General features: G+C 73.6%; 10 protein-coding genes. 3 read left to right on the top strand and 7 right to left on the bottom strand.

What is annotated here, in order from left to right; translation table 11 throughout:
* Positions 1 to 136: 136 nt before the first annotated feature.
* Positions 137 to 1,528, top strand: coding sequence for a glycoside hydrolase family 18 protein (locus ACIRRU_RS10225; RefSeq protein ID WP_403678460.1), 1,392 nt, complete (start codon positions 137 to 139; stop codon positions 1,526 to 1,528).
* A gap of 80 nt (positions 1,529 to 1,608) precedes the next feature.
* On the opposite strand, the gene ACIRRU_RS10230 is transcribed toward ACIRRU_RS10225, so the two are convergent.
* On the bottom strand, positions 1,609 to 3,195 hold the full coding sequence (locus ACIRRU_RS10230; RefSeq protein WP_403678462.1) for a S8 family serine peptidase: 1,587 nt from the start codon (positions 3,193 to 3,195) through the stop codon (positions 1,609 to 1,611).
* Positions 3,196 to 3,432: 237 nt separating this feature from the next.
* Here ACIRRU_RS10230 and ACIRRU_RS10235 point away from each other — a divergent pair, with 237 nt between their 5' ends.
* Positions 3,433 to 4,545, top strand: coding sequence for a pyridoxal-phosphate dependent enzyme (locus tag ACIRRU_RS10235; protein ID WP_403678464.1), 1,113 nt, complete (start codon positions 3,433 to 3,435; stop codon positions 4,543 to 4,545).
* 174 nt (positions 4,546 to 4,719) lie between these two features.
* A complete protein-coding gene (locus tag ACIRRU_RS10240; RefSeq protein WP_403678466.1) occupies positions 4,720 to 7,356 on the top strand; it encodes a glycosyl hydrolase family 65 protein in 2,637 nt (878 codons plus the stop codon).
* 85 nt (positions 7,357 to 7,441) lie between these two features.
* On the opposite strand, the gene ACIRRU_RS10245 is transcribed toward ACIRRU_RS10240, so the two are convergent.
* The 6 genes from ACIRRU_RS10245 to ACIRRU_RS10270 form a co-directional block, all read right to left on the bottom strand.
* Positions 7,442 to 8,569: an SPFH domain-containing protein gene (locus ACIRRU_RS10245; RefSeq protein ID WP_403678468.1), complete on the bottom strand. Its 1,128-nt coding sequence runs from the start codon at positions 8,567 to 8,569 to the stop codon at positions 7,442 to 7,444.
* Between the two features lie 191 nt (positions 8,570 to 8,760).
* Positions 8,761 to 9,198, bottom strand: a complete 438-nt coding sequence (locus ACIRRU_RS10250; protein ID WP_363204981.1) for an NfeD family protein — start codon at positions 9,196 to 9,198, stop codon at positions 8,761 to 8,763.
* Between the two features lie 328 nt (positions 9,199 to 9,526).
* Complete coding sequence (locus tag ACIRRU_RS10255; protein WP_403678469.1) at positions 9,527 to 10,294, bottom strand: ricin-type beta-trefoil lectin domain protein; 768 nt, start codon at positions 10,292 to 10,294, stop codon at positions 9,527 to 9,529.
* A gap of 863 nt (positions 10,295 to 11,157) precedes the next feature.
* On the bottom strand, positions 11,158 to 11,976 hold the full coding sequence (locus ACIRRU_RS10260; RefSeq protein ID WP_403678471.1) for a ricin-type beta-trefoil lectin domain protein: 819 nt from the start codon (positions 11,974 to 11,976) through the stop codon (positions 11,158 to 11,160).
* Between the two features lie 595 nt (positions 11,977 to 12,571).
* Positions 12,572 to 15,994 carry a hypothetical protein gene (locus ACIRRU_RS10265; RefSeq protein WP_403678473.1) on the bottom strand — a complete coding sequence of 1,141 codons (3,423 nt, stop codon included), beginning with the start codon at positions 15,992 to 15,994 and terminating at the stop codon, positions 12,572 to 12,574.
* 181 nt (positions 15,995 to 16,175) lie between these two features.
* Complete coding sequence (locus ACIRRU_RS10270; RefSeq protein WP_403678475.1) at positions 16,176 to 16,955, bottom strand: type VII secretion system-associated protein; 780 nt, start codon at positions 16,953 to 16,955, stop codon at positions 16,176 to 16,178.
* Positions 16,956 to 16,983 lie beyond the last annotated feature (28 nt).

A 16,983-nucleotide genomic window follows, 5' to 3' on the forward strand; every position in this document is an offset into this window, starting at 1 on the left:
ACTCTCTGCCCACGATCGAGCCGATGGACACCGTCGGTGCCCCTTCCCGGCCTCTTGACCAGTTTTGGTCCAGACCAATAACGTCCCTCTGCACAGCACGGCTCTCCCCCGCCCCTTCCGTACAGGAACGAGCCTCATGCGTCGAAGAAACCTGTCCCGGCTGACCATCACCGGCGTCGCCCTCACCCTCCTCGCGAGCGCGGCCCCGGCCGCCCTGGCCGACGGCGACCGCGGTCGCGGGGACGACGACCGGTCCCGGGGGCACCACCGCCCCGCGTACAAGAACATCGGCTACTTCACCCAATGGGGCGTCTACGGACGCGACTTCCAGGTCAAGGACCTGGACACCAGCGACAGCGCGGCCAAGCTGACGCACATCAACTACGCCTTCGGCAACGTCAGCGCCGAGGGCAGGTGCTTCACCGGCAACATCCCCGGCCAGGCCGACGCCTGGGCCGACTACGCGCGCCCGATCGACGCGGCCGGCTCGGTGGACGGCGTCGCCGACACCGACACCCAGCGCCTCGCGGGCAACTTCAACCAGCTGCGCGAGCTGAAGGCCAAGCACCCCGGCCTCAAGGTCATGATCTCGCTCGGCGGCTGGAGCTGGTCCACCCACTTCTCCGACGCGGTCCGCACCGCCGCCTCCCGCAAGGCGCTCGTCGCCTCCTGCATCGACCTGTACATCAAGGGCAACCTCCCGGTGGACGGGGCGCGCGGCGGGCCGGGAGCCGCGGCGGGCGTCTTCGACGGGATCGACGTCGACTGGGAGTGGCCCGGCTCGCCGGCCGACCCGGGCACCGTCTACCGCCCGGAGGACAAGAAGAACTTCACCGCGCTGATCCACGAGTTCCGCACCCAGCTCGACGCGTACGCCAGGAGCCGGGCCCAGGGCGGGAAGGGCAAGGGCCACGGGCACCACCGGCACAAGCCCCGGCACTACGACCTGTCGGCGTTCGTCCCCGCCAACCCCACGGCGATCGACGCGGGCTTCGACGTGAAGCGCCTGATGAGGGACTTCGACTTCGTCAACCTCCAGGGCTACGACTACCACGTGTCGGGCGAGAAGAAGACCGCCCAGCAGTCGGCGCTGTACGCCAGGAACGACTTCAGCGTCGACCGGACCGTCCGGGACTGGGTCCGGCGCGGCGCCCCGAAGCACAAGCTGGTGGTCGGCATGCCGACGTACGGGCAGGGCTGGACCGGGGTGACCGGCGGCGACGGGCTCGGCCGGCCGGCCGCCGCCCCGGCCCCCGCCACCTGGGCCAACGGCTACGAGGACTACAAGGTCCTCAAGAAGCTGGCCGATTCGGGGGCCTTCACCGTCCACCGGGACACCCGCAACGGCCATGCGTGGCTGTTCGACGGGACGACGCTGTGGACGTACGACGACCCCCGGGTGCTGCGCGCCAAGTCCGCGTACATCAAGGACCGGGGGCTGGGCGGTGCGATGTTCTGGTCCCTGGACGGGGACACCGAGGACGGTGAGCTGGTCGACACCGTGCACCGCGCGCTGAACCGGCGATAGGGCCGGTCGCGGGAGACACGGGGCCGGGGCGGCCGCTGAGTGCGGCCGCCCCGGCTGTGTGCCGTCCGTACGCCGCCGGGTCAGAAGTGCAGACCCCAGCTGTTGACGCGTCCGGTGTCGGCACTGGCGTTGTCGGCGACCCGGAGCTTCCAGGTGCCGTTGGCGGCGACGGAGGAGGCGTCGACCGTGTACGTGGTGACCACGTTGTCGCTGCTGCCGCCGGAGCCGAAGGCCTTCAGGTTGAAGACCGTGCCGTTCGGTGCGACCAGGTCGATCCGCAGGTCGCCGATGTAGGTGTGCGCGATGTCGACCGGCACCTTCAGCGCGGCGGGGGCGTTGCCGGTGATCCCCGTGACGGTGACCGGGGACTCGACGGTCGCGTTGTCGTTGACCGGGTAGCCGGTGGTGTTCTCGAACTTCTTCGGGTCCGGCGGGGTGGTGCCGCCCGTCCCGACGTACAGCAGCCGGTTGGGCGAACCGGTGCCCGGGTTGCCGACGACCCCGGTGGTGGCGGCGCCGACGAGGCCCGCGGCGACCTGGGCGGGGGTCGAGCCCGGGTTGTCGGCGAGGTGGATCGCGGCCGCGCCGGCCACGTGCGGGCTGGCCATCGACGTACCGGAGATGGTGTTGGTGGCGGTGTCGCCGGTGTTCCACGCCGAGGTGATGGAGGAGCCCGGGGCGAAGAGGTCCACGACCGCGCCGAAGTTGGAGAAGCTGGACCGGGCGTCGGTGCTGGTCGTCGAGCCGACCGTGATCGCCTCGGCGACGCGCGCGGGGGACTTGGTGCTCGCGTTGGTCGACTCGTTGCCCGCGGCGACGGCGTAGGTGATGCCGGAGGCGATGGACCGCCGCACGGCCGCGTCGAGGACCGTGTCGGCCCCGCCGCCGAGGCTCATGTTGGCGACGGCGGGCTTGACGGCGTTGGCCGTCACCCAGTCGATGCCCGCGACGACCTGCGCGGTGGTGCCGGAGCCCTGGTTGTCGAGCACCCGGACGGCGACGATCTTCGCCTTCTTGGCGACGCCGTAGGCCGTGCCCGCGACGGTACCCGCCACGTGGGTGCCGTGGCCGTGGCCGTCCTGGGCGACGTTGTCGTTGTCGATGGCGTCGTAGCCGTTGGCTGCCCGGCCGCCGAAGTCGCTGTGGCTGATCCGCACCCCGGTGTCGATGACGTAGGCGGTGACGCCCTCGCCCGCCTTGTCGGGGTAGGTGTAGCGCTGGTCCAGCGGCAGGTTGCGCTGGTCGATGCGGTCCAGGCCCCAGGACGGCGGGTTGGTCTGGGTGGCGTCGACCGTGAAGGTGCGGTTCTGCGAGACGGAGGCCACGGCCGGGTCGGCGGCGAACCGCTTCGCCTCGGCCTCGGTGGCCTCGACCGCGTAGCCGTTGAGGGCGGCGCGGTAGGTCCGCTCGATGCTCGCGCCGTACTTCTTCGCCAGGGCCCTGCCCTGCGCGGAGTCGGACTTGGCGGAGTCCTTGAGGGTGACGATGTAGCTGTCGCTGACGGCGCCGGGAGCGCCCGCGTTCTGGACCACGCCTTCGGGGGCCCGCTCGGCGGCGGTCGCCGGGAGTGCCGCGGCGGCGCCGAGGGCGAGGGCGGCAGCGGTCGCGATGACGGTCGCCGAGGCGAGTCTTCGCCGTGCGTGGGGGGTGTGACGCATCACTGACATGTGAGGGGTCCTCCTCATCGGCGGTGCTCTGATGGGGGTGGTGCCGGAGCCGGGGTACGGCTCTCGACAGGGACATGACAAATTTATCGTCCGGCGCTCCGCTTTCCGCGTCGTCCGAGACCGGCACGCCCTGCCGACAGCGAAAGATTGACCGATCCCCGCAGAAGCCACAAGGGCGCCTGACGGCCTGCCATATACGCGCCATTCACCTGCCATATGACTGACATGCTGAGGGATATGACGACCTATCACTGTCCGGTGGACGGGACCCGGTCCGACACCACCGCCCTGACCTGGTGCTGTCCGGTCTGCCGCGGCCCCTGGGACCTGGACTTCACCCCCGCGCCGGGCCTCACCCCGAACGCGCTTTCCGCGCGGGTCAATTCACTGTGGCGTTACGAGGAATCGCTGCCGCTCGCCTCGCCCCGGGTCTCCCTCGGCGAGGGCCGGACCCCGCTCGTCCCGCTCACGGACACCGTCACCGCGAAGCTGGACTATCTGATGCCGACGCTCTCCTTCAAGGACCGGGGCGCGGTGCTGCTCGCGGAGCTGGCCCGGCGGCTGGCCCCGGAGAGGGTGGTGGCGGACAGCACCGGCAACGCGGGCACCTCCGTCGCCGCGTACTGCGCGCGGGCGGGACTGGACTGTGTGGTGTACGTCCCCGAGGGCACGTCGGCCAAGAAGACCGGGCAGATCCGCGCGCACGGAGCGCGCCTGGTGACGGTGGCGGGCGGCCGGGAGGCCACCGCCCTGGCGGCGCGGGCGGCGGCGGACGAGCCGGGCACGTTCTACGCCTCACACGTCTTCAACCCGTACTTCCTGCACGGCACGAAGACGTACGTCTACGAGCTGTGGGAGGACCTCGGCGGCCGGCTGCCCGGCGCACTGGCCGTACCCGTCGGCAACGGCACCCTGCTGCTGGGCGCGGCCCTCGCCGTCGCGGAGCTGGACGCGCTGGGCCTGATCACCGCCCGCCCCCGGCTGATCGCCGTCCAGGCCGAGGCGGTCGCCCCGCTCGCCGCCGCCTTCCACGCGGGTGCGGAGGACCTGCCGCCCGACGCGCCGGCGGTGGCCGCGCCCACCCTCGCGGAGGGCATCGCCATCCCCCGCCCGCCCCGCGCCCGCCAGATCCTGGCCGCGGTACGGGCCTCCGGCGGCACGTTCCTGACGGTCCCGGAGGACGCCGTCCGGGAGGCCCAGCGCGACCTGGCGGGGCACGGCTTCTACGTCGAGACGACGGGCGTGGCCTGCTGGGCGGCGGTCCGGGACCGGGACCGCGGGGACGACCTGGTGCGGGGCGGAGTGGTGGTGCCGCTGTGCGGGGCGGGACTGAAGACGGGGATGGGGTGAGGGTGAGGCGTAGGGGGTGAGGGGAGCAGGGACGTAGGGGGTGGGGCGTCAGCGGGGTGAGGGGTGGGGCGGGCGCGGGCGGATCTGCTCCATCCGGTGGGCGTGTCCACGCCCTGCGTCGGAGCGCGCGTGCCGTGGCGGGCCGCCGCGCGGGCCGCTCCCTACCGTCGTCCCGTGAGCCTCTCGCGCATCTCCCTCCTCGCCCCGCTGCTCGCGGCCGCCCTGATCGCCCCGCCGCCCGCCGCGCTCGCCACTCCCCCGCCGCCCGCCTCCCCGTCCACCGTCCCCGCCTGCGGCCGGGACGACGCGGGAGCGGCCTGGGCCCCGGCCTCCACCCGCTTCGGGGAGGCCGACGGCTACGACCCGTACGTCGGCAACGGCTATCTCGGCCACCGGGTCCCCGCCACCGGCGCCGGTTACGCGTCCACCGGTGAGAAGACCGGCTGGCCGCTCTACACCCCCCGCTACGACGGGGCGTTCGTCTCCGGGCTCTACGCGGCGGACCCGGCGGTCGCCGCGGGCCGGGAGGCGGTCGCCGCGCTGCCGAACTGGACGAACATCGACGTCCGGGTCGGCGGGGAGACCCTCGGCGACGCCACCCCGGCGGGCCGTGTCTCGCACTACCGGCAGACGCTCTTCCTCAGCTGCGGTCTCGTGCGCACCTCGCTGCGCTGGACGACCGCCGACGGCCGGGCCACCGATGTCGTGTACGAGGTGCTGGCCAACCGCGCCGACGCGCACACCGGGGCCGTACGGCTGCGGATCACCCCGCGCTGGAGCGGCGACGCGACCGTCACCGGGCGGCTGGACGACCGGGGCGCGCGCCGGATCACGCTGCGGAAGGACGGCACGTTCCGGACCCGCGGCACGGGGACCGAGGGGGCGCTCGTCCAGACGATGCGGCGCGGCGCGGGCGTGGTGGAGACCCTGGGGGCGGACGCCCGTACCTCCCCGGGGCGTACGCCGGTGCGTGCGGGACGGACGTACACCTTCGAGAAGTACGTCGGCGTCGACACCGCGCTCACCTCGCGCGCCCCGGCCGCTGACGCCCGCGCGGCGGCCCACCGCGCGGCGCGCCTCGGCTGGGACCGGGTCTTCGCGGCGAACGAGGCCGCCTGGCGCGAGGCGTGGTCCGCCGATGTGCTGACGCCCGGCAGCCCGGAGCTGCAAGGCTGGCTGCGCGCCGCCCAGTACGGGCTGCTCTCCAGCACCCGGCGGGGGTCCGCCGACAGCATCGCCCCGGCCGGTCTGAGCGGCGACAACTACGCGGGGCTGGTGTTCTGGGACGCCGAGACGTGGATGTTCCCGGGGCTGCTGGCCACCCGCCCGGAGCTGGCCCGCGCGGTCGTCGACTACCGCTACCGCACCCGGGACGCGGCCCGCGCGAACGCCGAGAAGCTGGGGTACGACGGGCTGTTCTACCCCTGGACCAGCGCGAGCCGGGGGCGGCTGGACTCCGAGTGCCACAGCGTGGACCCGCCGCACTGCCTCACGCAGAACCACCTCCAGGGCGATGTCTCGCTCGCCGTCTGGCAGTTCTTCCTCGCCACCGGCGACCGCGACTGGCTGGCGGCGCGCGGCTGGCCGCTGTTGCGGGGCATCGCCGACTTCTGGCGCTCCCGTGTCACGGCGAACCCGGACGGCAGCTACTCCGTCAACGACGTGGCCGGGCCCGACGAGTACAGCAACGGGGTGGACGACGGCGTCTTCACCAACGCGGTCGCCGCCACCGCCCTGCGCAACGCGACCCGCGCCGCCCGCCTCCTCGGCCACCGCCCGCCCGCCGCCTGGAACGAGATCGCAGACCGGCTCCGTATCCCGTACGACGCGGAGAAGAAGGTGTTCCTCCAGTACGCGGGGTACACCGGATCCACGATCAAGCAGGCGGACGCCGTGCTGCTGACCTACCCGCTGGAGTGGCCGATGGAGCCCGGCGCGGCCGCCGCCACCTTGGACTACTACGCGGCCCGCACCGACCCGGACGGCCCGGCGATGACGGACTCGGTGCACGCCATCGACGCGGCGCAGACCGGTGAGCCGGGCTGCTCGGCGTACACCTACCTCCAGCGCGCGGTACGCCCCTTCATGCGGGGTCCCTACGACCTGTTCTCCGAGGCGCGCGGCGCCAAGGCGGGCTCGCAGGACCCGCTCTCCGGCTTCCCGGCCGACGACTTCCTGACCGAGAAGGGCGGCTTCCTCCAGGTGTTCACGCACGGTCTGACGGGGCTCCGGCTCCGCGAGGACGGGGTGCGGCTGGCCCCGACGCTGCCGCCCCAGCTGGCCGAGGGCGTCACGCTGAGGGGGCTGCGCTTCCGGGACGCGGTGTACGAGGTGGAGATCGGGGCCCGGACGAGCACGGTCCGCCTGGTCGCGGGCGGCCCGTTCACCGTGCACACGGCGGACGGCCCGCGCCGTCTGACCTCGACGCTCACCCTGCCCACCCGGCGCCCCGACCTGACCCCGACGGCCGACGTGGCGCGCTGCCGCCCGGTGACGGCGACCTCCGAGACCCCGGGCCTCTACGCGGAGGCGGCGGTGGACGGCGCCCCGGCGACGGCCTGGTCCCCGGACGGGGCGACGGGGTCCCTGACGGTGGACCTGGGCCCGCGCCCCCTGCGGCTCGCGGCGGTGCGCCCGCGCTGGAGCGACGTACCGCCCGCCTCCCACACGGTGGAAACCTCGCTCGACGGCCGCTTCTGGCGCCCGTACCTGCCCGGCGACGCGGCCCGCAAGGTCCGGCTGACGGTCCGGTCCGAGGACCCGGAGAAGCCCGCGGGGGTGACGGAGCTCCGGGTGGAGGCGGGACGCTGAGGACCGCCCCGGGGGCCGTGGGCCGGTTCCGGCCGCCGCGCACCGCCCGGGGCTCGTCTCCTCGCCCCTGCTCCCGTTCCCGCTCTCACCCCTCCTCGTCGGAGGGGCGGGACCGGTTCCGGCCGGGCAGCCGGACCTCCCCCACGGCCTCCGCCTCGGCTTTCGCGTCGCTGACCGCGGCGGCGGCCTGCTTCGCGGCCTCGTCGGCGGCGGCGACGGCGTCGAGCGCCAGGGTGGAGTTCGGCTCGATCTCGGGCGTCCCGACGTGGTCCTTGTCGCTAGTCGCGGCCTGGTCCGCGGCGACCTCCTGCCCGGTGGGCGGGGGCGGACCGGGGGCGGCGGAAGACTGGTCGCCGAAGGCGGTGGTGACGGTGCGGATCGCCTCGGTCAGCTCACCGGGGATGACCCAGAAGGTGTTGTTGTCGCTGCTGGCGAGGTGCGGCAGGGTCTCCAGGTACTTGTAGGCGAGGACCTTGGCATCGGCGTTGTTGCGGTGGACGGCCTGGAAGACCAGCTCGACGGCCTTCGACTCGCCGTCCGCCCGCAGGATCATGGCCTGCTGGGTGCCCTGGGCCTCCAGGATGTCCTTCTGCTTCGTCCCCTCGGCGGTGAGGATCTTGGCCTGCCGCTCCCCCTCGGCGTGCAGGATGGCGGCGCGCTTGTCCCGCTCCGCGCGCATCTGCTTCTCCATCGCCTCCTTGATGGTGTTGGGCGGGTCGATGGCCTTGATCTCGACGCGGTTGACGCGGATGCCCCACTTGCCGGTGGCGTCGTCGAGGACGGTACGCAGGCGGGCGTTGATCTCCTCGCGGGAGGTGAGGGTCCCTTCGAGGTCCATGGAGCCGATGACGTTGCGCAAGGTGGTCACGGTGAGCTGGTCGATGGCCTGGAGATAGTCGGCGACCTCGTAGGCGGCGGCCCGGGGATCGGTGATCTGGTAGTAGAGGACGGTGTCGATGTTGACCACGAGGTTGTCCTCGGTGATCACCGGTTTGGGGTCGGAGGAGTAGACCTGCTCGCGGACGTCGAGCTTGGTGTTGACGCGGTCGGCCACGGGCAGGACGAAGTTCAGGCCGGGCTGGAGGGTCCGGCGGTACCGGCCGAACCTCTCGATGTTGTACCGGCGGGCCTGCGGAACGATGCGTACGGCCGCGGCCGCGATGAAGACGACGATGATGGCGGCCACGAGGATCGGGATGACGACTGGGTCCATGCTTCCTCCCTAGTTCCGCGATGTGCCGCTGTTCCGCGGTGGGCGGCTGTTCCGCGGTGTGCGGCTGTTTCGCGGTGCGCCGCCGTTTCGCGGTGGGCGGCTGTTCCGCGGTGGGCGGCTGTTCCTCGGTGCGCCGCCGTTTCGCGGTGTGCGGCTGTTCCGCGGTGTGCCGCTCACCGGGGTGACGGCGTTCACGGAAGAAGCTCGCGGGGATAGACGACAGCGGTGGCGCCCTCGATCTCCATGACGTCCACCAGCGCTCCCACCGGGATCACCTGGCTCTCGTCGTAGGCGCGAGCGGACCACTCCTCGCCGGAGAGCTTGATCAGCCCCTGGGTCGCCGTGACCTCCCGCACGACCTCGGCCCGCTTGCCGATCAGCGCGTCGCTGCCGTCCCGGGTCAGCGGCGACTGGTCCATGAGCCGCAGCGCGACCGGACGGACCAGGGCGAGCCCCGCGACCGCCGTGAGCCCGAGCGCCACGAGCTGCCCCAGCAGCCCGACGCCCACCCCGGCCACGACGGCAGCCACGAGCGCGGCTCCGGCCAGCAGCCCGAAGACCAGGGTCAGGGTGAAGAACTCCGCGGCGCCCAGCGCCGCGGCGGCCAGCAACCACGCGAACCACGGCATCGAATCAGCCTCCCCAAGGGGACCTACTGCCCCCTTACCCGCTGAACGCCCCCCAGAACCGCAAGTACGTACGAAACCGGCATGGGAGCCTCGCCGGCCCCGGGCATGCCGGGGCCGGACACCGCGCGGTAGGTGCGGGGCGGACGCACAAGCACGGCGCGCGGTGATCGATGGTCCCGGCGCGCCGTGCGAAGAGCCGCCTGCCGCCTGGGGCGCCCGGTGGGCGTCCCAGGCGGTGGGTGGGCGTCCCAGGCGGTGGGCGGCGGGAGCTTTCGCTCCGTGCACGCGGACCGCCTCGGTGGTGCTGGTGCTGGTGCTGGCGCTGTGCCTAGACCATCTGGTTGACGTTCCAGCGCTGGGTGCTGAGCGCCTTGTCACTGCACGTCTGCAACTGCATCAGAGCCGCGATCTTCGATCCGTCACCGCCCGCCACACCCATGCACATGTTGTTGCTCACCATGTTCCGGATGCGGTGCCCGTGCTCGTTGGGTTCGATCCACCAGAGGTGGTTGTCCTTCCTCGTCTCGTCGCAGCGGTACTCCTGGATCGGCGAACCGGGCTTCACCGTCGTGAAGTACGCGACGTCGAGGCAGAGGCCGCTCTTGCGGTTCTTGATCAGGAACAGGCTGGACCCCTGCGGGCCGCCGGCCTTGTCCACCACCTTCAGGTCGAAGATCTGGTTGTCCTCGGCGGAGGGCTTGCAGGTGTGCTGCATGAATCTGCCGCCCGTCTTCCCCGGGGGAACATCGACGCACAAGCCGTTCTTGCTGTTCTTCAACGACACGTTGACAGGGACCGACACGGAGTCGGCCAGCTGCTGCGGTGTGATCGCGACCGACTTCTTCACCTTCTTCTCGGGTGCCGTCGGCTCCTTCTTCACCGGTTCCTTCTGCACCTCGACGACCGGTGTCGGCTTCTTCTCGACGGCCGGCTCCGGCGCGACCTTCTTCGGGGCGGTCGGGGCGGCACTCGGGGACGGCGACTCCACCACGTAATCCGCGGGCGGCTTGTCGTCGGACATGTTGGGCTCCAGCGGCGTACCACCGACCGGCTCGGAACTGACCCACTGCTCCGAGCGGCGGTCATCATCACTCATGCCGAGCACGACGACCGGCACCCCGATGAGCACGGCTCCCGCCAAGGCAGCCGCGGCGATCATGGGGCCGCGCGGCCGACCCGGACTCGCCCCGTCCGCTCCCGGGTCGTCCGGCCGGTCATGATCCGACGCGAAGAGCAGACCCGAACGGCCATCGTTGTCCGGCTCCTCTGCGGCGGCGGACTGCTCGGGCCGGGCGTCGTCCCCCCGCCCATCGGCGGCTGCCTCCGGCGCGGGCCGGGCGTCGTCGGAGCGCGAGCGCAGAGCGAACAACCGCCTACGGGTGGGAGCATCCGACGACGGCACGGACGTGACCGCGGCCGACTCCGGAACGTCCGCGGTGGACGGGGTGGACGCGGCGGCCGGTTCCGTCGGGGCGGAGGGCTCGGCGGCCGGTTCCGTCGGCGCGGAGCGCTCTGCGGCACCCGCCCCCGAAGAGCCGTCGGATATCGGGTCCGGCGCCGCCGAGTCCCCGGTGCGCGGACCGAGGTCCGCACCCGGCTCCTGGTCCGGAGGCGGCACGGACACCGCACGACGGACAGAGACGGACGGCGGTGTCTCCCCTGCTGGGGGATCGTGCGGATGAGGCACAAGAACTCCTTGCGATTCGGGGGTGTGCGGGGAGGCGGCTCGATGGCCGTCAGGGGGCACCGATGCCTCCGCAGCAGGATGAGCGGGCCCGGAGCCCTCGGTACGGACGGCAGCCGGGCGAGGGCGGAGGTGATGCACGCGGCGTACGGCACGAGGCGCTGTTCGCCGTGTGGAGAACCACCGACCGCCTGGGGCGCCCGGTGGGCGTCCCAGGCGGTGCGCGGCGGGAGCTTTCGCTCCGCGCACCCGGACCGACTCGGTGGTGTCGGCGCCTAGATGATCTGATTGACGATCCAGCGCTGGCTGCTGAGCGCCTGGTCGCTGCAAGTCTGCAACTGCATCAGAGCCGCGATCTTCGATCCGTCGCCGCCCGCCACACCCATGCACATGTTGTTGCTCACGACGTTACGGATGCGGTGCCCGTGCTCGTTGGGGTCGAGCCACCAGAGCTGGTTGTCCTTCTTCGTCCCGTCGCAGCGATACTCCATGATCACCGCACCGGGCTTCACCGTCGTGTAGTACGAGACGTCGAGGCAGAGGCCGCTCTTGCGGTTCTTGACCAGGAACAGGCTGGAACCCTGCGGGCCGCCGTCCTTGTCCACCACCTTCAGGTCGAAGATCTGGTTGTCCTCGGCGGAGGGCTTGCAGGTGTACTGCTGGAGTTTCCCGGCCGACTTCCCCTTGGCTTCGCCGGGGACATCGACGCACAGGCCGGTCTTCTTGTTCTTCAACAGCACGTTGACGCGGGTCGAGACGGCGTTGGCCAGCTGCCGCGGTGTGAGCGCGGGCGGCTTCTCCACCTCCTTCTCGGGTGCCGCCTGCTCCTTCTTCACCGGCTCCTTCTGCGCCTCGACAACCGGCGCCTGCTTCTCGACGACCGGCTCCGGCGCGACCTTCTTCGGGGCGGTCGGGGCGGCACTCGGGGACGGCGACTCCACCACGTAATCCGCGGGCGGCTTGTCGTCGGACATGTTGGGCTCCAGCGGCGTACCACCGACCGGCTCGGAACTGACCCACTGCTCCGAGCGGCGGTCGTCATCGCTCATGCCGAGCACGACGACCGGCACCCCGATGAGCACGGCTCCCGCCAAGGCAGCCGCGGCGATCATGGGGCCGCGCGGCCGACCCGGACTCGCCCCGTCCGCTCCCGGGTCATCCGGCCGGTCATGATCCGACGCGAAGAGCAGACCCGAACGGCCATCGTTGTCCGGCTCCTCGGCCCCGGCGGACTGCTCGGGCCGCGCCCCCTGCCCCCGTCCATCGGCGGCTGCCTCCGGCGCGGGCCGCGCGTCGTCGGAGCGCGAGCGCAGAGCGAACAACCGCCTACGGGTGGGAGCATCCGACGACGGCACGGACGTGGACGTGGCCGACTCCGGAACGTCCGTCGCGGGCGCGACGGACGAGGCGGCCGGTTCCGTCGGGGCGGAGGGCTCGGCGGCCGGTTCCGTCGGCGCGGAGGGTTCGGCAGCACCTGCCCCCGAAGAGCCGTCGGATATCGGGCCCGGCACCGCCGAGTCCCCGGTGCGCGGACCGAGGTCCGCGCCCGGGTCCTGGTCCGGAGGCGGCACGGACACCGCACGACGGACAGAGACGGACGGCGGTGTCTCCCCTGCTGGGGGATCGTGCGGATGGGGCACAAGAACTCCTTGAAGTTCGGGGGTGTGCGGGGAGGCGGCTCGATGTATGTCAGGGGGCACCGATGCCTCCGAGAGGACCCGCGCAGCGGTCCGGCCAGTTGCCCGCACCGGGCGAAGTACGGTTCGTCAGAGCGTGGTTCAGACGCTCCAGCGCCGTCTCGTCCGCATCCTCCAGGAGGGCGGACGCAGTTTCTGGGCTGCGTATCTGGCGCAGCAGGATGAGGGGGCCGGAGCCCTCGGTACGGACGGCCAGCACCCGGTAGGCGGACCCGGGCGCGAAGACGATCTGGTCGCCCCCGTCCAGCAGACGGCGGACCCGGCGGCCCGTGGTGGACCAGATGGCGAAGCCCGCCCCGGCCACCCGTTGCTTTCCGGCGGGGTCGAGCGGTGTCCCGCTCACCGGCGCGGCGTCGCGCACCACGTCTCCGGCACGCACTCCGGTGAGGTCGGTGGCCCCGCCGAGCCCGCGCAGGACGACCCCCCGGTAGGACGGCAGCCGGGCGAGGGCGGAGGCGATGCACGCGGCGTACGGCACGAGACGCTGTTCGCCGGAGCGCAGCGATTCCGCCAACGCCCGGTGACCGAGCGGGCCCTCGCCGTTCTCCAGGTACATCCGGAGTGCCACCAGGTCGGTGCGGGCCGTCTCCTGCTCCGCGCCGCGCAGGGCGGGCATCTCGGCCAGCGCCCGGTTGACGGCCGCGCTGTGCCGCTCCCAGGCCGACTCCGCGAGCTTGCGCAGCGCCATGCGCTCGGCGGGCGTACTGCTGTGCTGCGGTCCTACCGGCACCGGCGGCAGGGGCCGACGCCGCGCGGGGGACGCGGGAGCGGATGCCGGCCCGGCGGCGGAGAGGCCGACCGGGGTGTCCCGGGCGGCCGGAGCCGCCGGGGCGGTGGCGGCGGCCCGGGTGGTGGCCGCCCCGGCTCGTGTCCGGGGTGCTGGTTCGGCCCGCGCCGGATCCGGCCCGGAGGCGGTGCCGCCCGTGCCGTCCGGAACCGGACGGGCCGTGCGCTCCGAGGGCGCGCCGGTGGGTACGGGCTTCGAGTGGGGAGCGTCCGGTACGGGGGCCGGAGGCGCGTCGGTCTCCGGGGCCCCGCTCTCGGTCACGGACCTGCGGGCCTCGGGCGTTCCCGTCCCGGCGCCGGGCCTGTCCGGCCGCTCGTCACCGCTCCCGCCGCTGCCCGAGGCCAACGGTACGGAGGAGAGCCCGGCCGGCCTCATGGACGGAGCGGGCGCGGGCGGGGAAGGCGCTACGTCGTCCCGCACGGGAACGGGCTCGGCAGGCGGCTGCCCTCCGGGAGCGGGCGGGGTGGCGGCCGACGTAACGGGGGCGGGCGGGGTCGTGGCCGCCGGGCCGGACGTCGCCGTGGCGGCTGCCTCGGCTTCCGGCGCCGGTACCGGGGCGACGGGCGGGGTGGGCGGCGTCGCGGCCCGGGAGGAGGAGGTGGGCAGCGGTGTCCGGTCCGACGCGCCGGAGGTGGCCGTCTGCCGGGCCCGCGCGGGCTTGTGCCGCACGGTGTCCTCGTCCGAGGAGGTGCTGGTGGTCTCCGCGGGCTCGTGCTCGTGCTCGGGCTCTGGCTCGGGCTCCGACTTCGGCTTCGGCTTCGGCGGGAGCGGCGCGGAAGGGCCACCGGAGGCCGTAGGCCCGGAGGCCGTGGGCACAGAAGCCGTAGGCGTAGGGTCCGTGGCCGCGGACGCCGTGGCAGCGGAAGCCATGGGCCCGGAGGCCATCGGCGCGGAAGCCATGGGCCCGGAGGCCATCGGCGCGGAAGCCGTGGGCCCGGAGGCCGTGGCCGCCGGGCGGGGGGCCGGGGCCGGGGGTGTCTGGCGGGGGATCGGGGCCGGGACGGGGGCGGCGGAGCCGGTGCGGGCCTCGGCGTCCTCAGCCGGGACGGGCGCCGGAGGTGCGGACCGCAGGGCGGGCCGGGCCGGGCCGACGGAGCCGCCGCGCGCTCCGGCACCCGCCGTCGCCGGAGCCGGGTCGCGTCGCGCGGGGCGCGTGGCGGGGGCCGCCGCGAAGCTGATCATCCGCAGCGCGTGTTCGGCGGCGAGGCCGCGCAGGGCGAGCCCTCCGTCCGGGGTGAGGGCGTGGACGTGGAGAGTCGTACGGGAGCGTATGTCGGGGGCGAGGCGGCCGAGGAGTCCGGAGAGCAGCGGCCAGAGGGACGCGTCCACCCGGTCACCCCCGCGGCCGATCTCGACGACCGGGCCCTCGACGCTCACCGGACGGGCGATGCGCGGCGCCGCCGCACCGGAGGGGCCGACCCACAGCCCGGCCCGGGTGGCGACCGCCTGCCAGGCGTCGGAGAGCCGCGCCACGCCCTGCTCGGACAGGCCGAGTTCGGGGGCGGGAGCGGACCAGCGCACCAGCCGGGGTGCGGGCGGGGCGGGGCGGACGGCTCCGGCGGGTCCCGGCTCCCCCTCCGCCGTGGCGGCCGTGGTGGGTTCTGCCGGTGGTGCGCACACCACCGCGTCCACGAAGGGCAGCCAGCGCGGGTCGCCGTCCGGTCCGGCCAGCACGGACCGGATCCCGAACCTGCCGAGGGGCTGGTGGGTGGCGATGAGGGGAAGGCCGGTGGTCACCTCGATCTCGGCGTTCAGCAGCCCGGCCACCGACTGGCCGATCGGCAGCAGGTCCCGGCGCCCGCCGGGGGCGAGGCGTACACGGCGGCGCACGACGGCGGGCAGGGCCGCGAGGAGTTCGGCGACGTCACCGGCCACCAGGTCCTCACCCCACGGCACGCCGACGACCACGGCGGGGTGGCCCGGATCGACGGGGATCGCGTGGAACAGGTCGCCCGGCCTGGGCGCGCCCGCCCCGGCGGGGCGGATCACCAGCCCGGCCGGGATCTGGTCCACCACGCAACCGCCCTCCGTGCGGGCGGGGACGCGGCGCAGAGCCGCCTGCCAGCCCGGGGCGGGCGTACGGGGTCCGAGGTCCTCGGGCTGTCCTCCGGGGACGAAGCGACGCCAGCCGCCGTGGCCGGGCGGTACGAAGACCGAGCCGCCGGGCACCACGAGCACCGGCCCGTCGGGTGCCTCGACCGTCATCTTCCAGGCGTCGGCGATGTGCCGGGCCAGGGCGGGCCGGTCCGGGCGGTCGGCGCCGGCCCCGGACATCACCAGGCGTACCGACGGCGTTCCCTCGTCCCGCAGCGAGTCCAGCGTCTCGCTGAGCCGTGGCCAGAGCGCCGCCGCGGCCTCGCCCGTCGCGATGGCGACGATCGTGACGGTGCCGTCCTCGTCGGCGCCCAGCGTCCGTGCCAGGTCGGCGACGTCCGCCGGGTGGAGGGTGTCGTCCGTGGGCAGGCGGAGCAGGAGCAGGCCCCCGTGGTTCTCGACCAGCACCCGGGGCGACTGCCCGGTGCCGGTCCTGGTGTCCGGCTCCGTCCGTTCACGGGCGGCGCGTTGCCGCCGGGTACGGGACGAGTCGGCGCTCCTGCGCCGGGCCAGCGGGCCGTTCCAGCGGCTCATCCGGCTCTCCTCCACGCACTGTTCATCGCTGCACCCATCTCTGGGCCTTTCCACGCACCATCACGAATATCCGAACTCCCGCCCCACGCGGGTTCATTCGTCCACGGGACTCCAACGAGCCCTCCAACATGGACGAACGTGGGTCCTTCCTGGTTGATTCAGCGCCTCGCACCGGCGGGACTCACCTGCCGCCGGAGGCCGGCCCGGCCTCCTGAGCCGGTTCCGGCCGCGGCCGCGCGTCCCGCGTCCGGGCCATCATCTCCGCCAGCGGTCCGGTTTCGAGCACCGCTCCCGCCGGGCTGGGTGGATTGACGTAGATCCGGTGCCCTTCGGGCAGTTGGGGCAGCAGATCGATGGCGGCCCGGTGGTCGAAGGCGAGGGCGCCCACCAGGTTGAGGTAACGGGACGAGGTGAAGACCGGCACGACCGGGGTGCCGTCCGATCCGGTGGCCGTCACCGGCGACCCGTCCGGCAGCGTGAGAACGGCGACTTCGGCGTCGGTGAGCGCGTACGCCACGTCCTCGGGCGGACCGTAGCCGGTGACGGCGCGCTGGAGGGCCGCGTCGACGGGGTCGGTGGGCTCGGGCCAGCCCAGGACCTCCGGGGAGGGCAGGTAGGCGTCGTTGTCCTCCCACTCCACGATCTCGCCGTCCACGTCGGAACGCCACCGGCCCGCCACCGCGTAGTCGGGGGGCACGCCCTCCCCCCGCCAGCCCGGGTCGACGGTGCTGAACCAGTGGTCCGGGGCCATCCGGCCGGCCCGGACGATCTCCTCCGGGGGCTCGGGCGGGTCGAGCGGCCCCTCCGGGTCGGCGGCGGCCACGACGGGGTCCCCGGTCGGGACGGGGTCCGCGGCGGGCGCGACCGGGTCCCCGGCGGGCGCGGGTCGGTGGGCAGCCGGGTCCGACCCGGTGCCCGGATCGACGATGGTCCGGTCGGGGGTGGGCGGAAGGTCGTTCATGGGCGGGACTCCATCGGTTCGCCGGACA

Source organism: Streptomyces sp. NPDC101181 (assembly GCF_044767975.1).
In the GTDB taxonomy this organism is placed as follows: domain Bacteria; phylum Actinomycetota; class Actinomycetes; order Streptomycetales; family Streptomycetaceae; genus Streptomyces.